The following is a 4,948-nucleotide window of genomic DNA, read 5'->3' on the forward strand; positions in this document are numbered from 1 at the left end:
GTACAGACCGGGCTCGACGGTGAGCACGTAACCCTCGCCCAGCGCGCCGTCGCGGTAGGTCTCCTTGCGGGCGTTGGAGCAGTCGTGCACGTCGATGCCGAGCATGTGCCCGAAGCCGTGCAGTGTCCACCGGCGGTAGACGGTCGACTTCTCGTCCATCGCCTCGTCCACGCTCACCGGCAGCAGGCCCAGGTCGGACAGCCCTTCGGCGAGCACCCGCATGCAGGTCAGGTGGACGTCCTTGAACTTCACCCCGGGGCGGATGGCCTCGATGCCGGCCTGCTGCGAGGCGTACACGATGTCGTAGACCTGGCGTTGCAGGGCGGTGAACCGCCCGTTCACCGGGAGCACCCGGGTCACGTCGGCGGTGTAGAGGTTGCGGCCCTCGACACCCATGTCCATCAGCAGCAGGTCACCCGGTCGGGTGGCGCCGTGGTTGTGCACCCAGTGCAGGATGGTGGCGTGCTCGCCGGCACCGACGATCGAGCTGTACCCGACGTCGTTGCCGTCGTGGCGGGCCCGCAGCGCGAAGACACCCTCCAGCAGCCGCTCGGAGACCGCCCGGTCGGCCGGCAGGATCCGGGCCACGTCCTCGAAGCCGCGGACGGTGGCGTCGATCGCGTCCTGGAGTTGGCCGATCTCCCACTCGTCCTTGACCAGCTTCATTTCCGAGATGGCGATCGCCAGCTCCCGGTCCCGGGCCGGTTGGCCGTCGGCGCGCGGCCCGTCATAGGGGCGGACGGCCGCGTCCACCTGGGCGTCGAAACCGCGCAACACACGGGTACGCCCCGGAGCCAGGTCGGCGAGCGTCGCCTCCAGGCCGGTCAGGTCAGCGGTGGGCAGGCCCAGCTCGGTCGACTTCTCGGCGAGGGTGTGCCGCCGGCCCACCCACAGCTCGCCGTTGCGGCTGCGGAAGAACTCGTCGGTCTCCCGGGAGGACCGGGGCCGCATGTACAGCATCGCGTCGTGCCCGGAGCCGTTGGGGCGCAGCACCAGCACGCTGTCGGCGTCGTGGTCGCCGGTCAGGTAGGCGAAGTCGCTGCCCGGCCGGAACGGGTAGTCGGTGTCGTTGGCCCGGACCTTCTCGGTGCCGGTGGGGATCACCAGCGTCTCGCCGGGGAAGGCCGCCGAGAGGGCAGCCCGCCGCTTGGCGTAGTTGGGGGTCTCCGGGCGGGGCGTCACGGGGAGCGCGGTGTCGCGCCAGCCCTGCCGCATGAAGGACAGGAACGCCTCCGGGAAGTCCGGATCGTGCGATTCCGTACCGTCCGTTGGCGTACCGTCGGTGCGTCCCTCGGTCATTGCGCCGCTCCCTCCGCTTCGTTGCTGGTCCCGACGGTACCGCGCGTCCGGTTGGCGGTAACGCCCCCCGGGAGTCGGGTGGATCGACGGACGGCTGCAAGGGCCGACAGCGCGCGTGGAAAGATGACGACCATGTGCGGACTTCTGGCCTTCTTCAGCGCGAACGGCAACGCCGCGGCGCACCGCGACCACATCGCCGGAGCGTTGGAATGCCTGCACCACCGCGGCCCCGACGAGACCGGGGTCGAGGTGGTCGGCGACGCCTCCGGCCGGTACGCGGACGGCGTGTTCGCCCACAAGCGGCTGGCCATCATCGACGTCGCGTCGAGCCACGAGCCACTGCCCTACGCGAACGGCCGTTACCTGCTGACCTTCAACGGCGAGATCTACAACTACATCGAGCTGCGCGAGGAGTTGATCAGGAACTTCGGTGCCCAGTTCGCCACCGCCGGTGACGGCGAGGTGATCGTCGCGGGCTACCACTTCTGGGGTGAGCAGGTGCTCACCCGCCTGCGGGGCATGTTCGCCTTCGTCATCTGGGACCGGCAGGAGCGCCGGGCGTTCGGTGCCCGCGACTACTTCGGCATCAAGCCGATGCACTACCTGGAGACCGCCGACGGCCTCTACCTGGCCTCGGAGAAGAAGGCGCTGCTGCCGTTCGCGCACAGCAACTACCAGGGCGACGCGGGCGTCGACACGGCCAACCTGAGCCACTACCTGACCCTGCAGTACGTCCCCGAGCCGGGCACCCTGCACAAGGGGATCAGCCGGATCGGTTCGGGGGAGTACCTGAACTGGACCCCGGGCGGGCGGATCGACGTGCGTCGGTGGTACCGGCCGGTGTTCCGGCCGGCGCCGGTGGACGACGAGCAGAAGCTCTACCACGAGATCCGGGAGACGCTGCGGGAGAGCGTGCGCATGCACATGCGCTCGGACGTGCCGGTCGGCTCGTTCCTGTCCAGCGGCATCGACTCGACGGCTGTGGTGGCGCTGGCCCGGGAGTTCAACCCGAACATCCTCACCTTCACCGTCGGCTACGACGTGCCGGGTTACTCGGAGATCGACGTCGCGCAGGACTCGGCCCGGCACCTGGACGTCACCACGATCCCCACCAAGATCGGCCCGCAGGACATGATCGACGCGCTGCCGAAGATCGTGTGGCACCTGGACGACCCGGTGGCCGACCCGGCGCTGGTGCCGCTCTACTTCGTGGCCAAGAAGGCCGCCGAGCACGTCACTGTGGTGCTCTCCGGTGAGGGCGCCGACGAGTTCTTCGGCGGCTACACGATCTACCGGGAGCCGCTGTCGCTGGGCACCGTCAACGGCCTGCCCGGCGGGGTGCAGAAGGGGCTGCGGGCGGTCTCCAGGGCGATCCCGCAGGGGGTCAAGGGCAAGAGCTTCCTGGAGCGCGGCACCACCCCGATCGAGGAGCGTTACTACGGCAACGCCCGGATGTTCACCGAGGAGGAGAAGCAGCAGCTGATGCGCCGCTACGACCCCTCGGTGCGCTACACGGATGTCACCGCCCCGATCTACGCCGAGTGCACGGAGCTGGACGACGTCACCAAGATGCAGTACGTCGACCTCTACACCTGGCTGCGCGGCGACATTCTGGTCAAGGCCGACCGGATCTCGATGTCGCACTCGCTGGAGGTGCGGGTGCCGTTCCTCGACCGCGAGGTCTTCGACGTCGCGGCGAAGATCCCGGTGGACCTGAAGCTGCCGCCGCGCTCGGACGCCACCAAGTACGCGATGCGTCAGGCGTTGCAGGGGGTCGTGCCGCCGGCCATCGTCAACCGCAAGAAGCTGGGCTTCCCGACCCCGACCCGGGTCTGGCTGCGCGGCGAGATGTACGAGTGGGCCCGGCACGTGCTCAGCACCTCGGGTGCGGGCGATCTGCTCGACCTGTCGTACGCGCTGCGGCTGCTCGACGAGCACAAGCGGGAGGAGGCCGACCACTCCCGCAAGGTGTGGACGGTGCTGATCTTCTGCATCTGGCACGCGATCTTCGTGGCCAAGACGCTCGACCCGGGTATCCAGCGCAACCAGTCCGCGCTGCTCACGAAGCCGGTGGTCGGTTCCATGGTCCGCTGACCCACGCCCCACCCTGTTGATCAAGAGGTTTGCGTCACCGGAAGCACTCCGGGTGACGCAAACCTCTTGATCATTTCAGGTGGTGGTCAGCGGCCGGCGCACGTGACAGTGGGAAGTCCGTTCGTTCCTGTGCTGCTGGCCAGGAAGCCGAACGTCGTGCTGCCCTCCGGTGCGACGGTGCCGTTGTAGGCGACGTTCGTCGCTGTCACCGTTGAACCGGACGACGTCTGGGTGGCACCCCAGATCTGACTGATCGATTGCCCGTTGGGCCAGGTCCAGCTCGCGGTCCAACCGGAGAACGGCGTGCTGCCGTGGTTCATGATCGTGACCTCGCCCTGGAAGCCGCCCTGCCAGGAGCTGCTCACCTTGTAGGCCGCCATGCATGCACCGCCGGACGGCGGCGGGGTGGTCGGGTCGGTCGGCGGATCCGTCGGGTCGGTCGGCGGATCGGTGGGGTCGGTCGGCGGGTCGGTCGGCGTACCACCCGGACCCACGCCGGTGACCTGGCCGCTGCCGCCGTCGAAGGTCACGTCGGAGCAGCCGAAGAAGTTCTCCTGCGAGTCCGAGCGGACCCAACGGGAGTAGATGATGTGCCGGCCACTCTTACCCGACGGCAGGTTGCCGCTGAAGTAGTAGTGCCCGTCGTTGCTGCCGACGCTGCCGCGCTGCGGCGGGTTGGTCACCGTGAGGAACGGCTGCTCCAGGTCACTCCAGGCCAGCGCCCGGGTCGGGCTCCAGCTGTCCTTCGTGACGTAGAAGTAGAACGTGCCCGGGTGGTGCGCCCAGTTGCTGTACTTGAAGTCCAACCGCGCCCCGGCGGTCAGGTGGGTCAGCGGCCAGTCGGTGCGGGGCAGGTCGTAGCCGCGGAAACCGGAGTTGCCGCCGCTGCACAGTTGCCCGTCCGGGATGAAGCCGGTGGTCCGGCCACCCGCGTCGGAGCGCAGCACGCTGAACCAGTTGTAGAGCGAGTTCGCCCCGCTCTGCGCCACCGCGGCGGCGCACGCGGGGTTGTTCGGCCTGATCTCACCGGTCTGGCTGCGGCCGTCCTGCCAGCACAGGTACGTGCGGCTGCCCGGCGTCATCGCCGCGCCGTGCGCGGTGGCCGGACCGGACGCCACGGCGACAGCGCCCAGCGCGAGGGTCACGGCCGCGGTGAGTAACGCGGCCGTACGGGAACGATTCACGGGTTCTCCTGACTCGCGAGGCGCGCTGCCTGAGCCGCCTCGCCGCAATCGGGTGGGATGTGGCCTGATCGCCCCGCTGTCGTGAGCGGTGCGACGATCACAGCGACGTGCCCCGGCGGAATCGGCCGGTGGACGTGCGCCGTCGACGGTCCTGTCCTGGACCGGTGCCCTCGCGTCTAACCAACCCGGCAACCGGCGGCGCCGCAGCCCTCGCACCGCCCGGTACGCGTCATCCCACCATGCCGTACCGGGCGGGCGCAATAGGCATTGCTCGATGCAGGAGAAGACCCGCCGGTCGCCGTTGAACGCCATATCCTGCCTACGGGGAGCGGGAACGGAGAGGCGGCCGCCGGTGCCGAACGTGTTCGACG

3 protein-coding genes are annotated in these 4,948 nt (G+C 69.2%); 1 reads left to right on the top strand and 2 read right to left on the bottom strand.

The window, feature by feature from the left end; genetic code table 11:
• Positions 1 to 1,299 (bottom strand): aminopeptidase P family protein (locus KBX53_RS22215; RefSeq protein WP_210861421.1); only part of this gene is annotated, 1,299 nt, incomplete at its 3' end.
• 132 nt (positions 1,300 to 1,431) lie between these two features.
• On the opposite strand from KBX53_RS22215, the gene asnB reads away from it, so the two are divergent.
• Positions 1,432 to 3,393: an asparagine synthase (glutamine-hydrolyzing) gene (gene asnB, locus KBX53_RS22220; RefSeq protein ID WP_036412658.1), complete on the top strand. Its 1,962-nt coding sequence runs from the start codon at positions 1,432 to 1,434 to the stop codon at positions 3,391 to 3,393.
• A gap of 86 nt (positions 3,394 to 3,479) precedes the next feature.
• Here the strand turns inward: asnB and KBX53_RS22225 are convergent, their stop codons facing one another.
• The gene (locus tag KBX53_RS22225) at positions 3,480 to 4,577 is read right to left on the bottom strand and encodes a lytic polysaccharide monooxygenase (RefSeq protein ID WP_210861422.1); all 1,098 of its coding nucleotides are present in this window, start codon (positions 4,575 to 4,577) and stop codon (positions 3,480 to 3,482) included.
• Positions 4,578 to 4,948 lie beyond the last annotated feature (371 nt).

This window comes from Micromonospora sp. M51 (assembly GCF_018070305.1).
Taxonomy (GTDB): Bacteria; Actinomycetota; Actinomycetes; order Mycobacteriales; family Micromonosporaceae; genus Micromonospora; species Micromonospora parva.

Coding starts and splice junctions, on each gene's coding strand:
- asnB (WP_036412658.1), top strand. CDS start 1,432: ATGTGCGGACTTCTGGCCTTCTTCAGCGCGAACGGCAACGCCGCGGCG.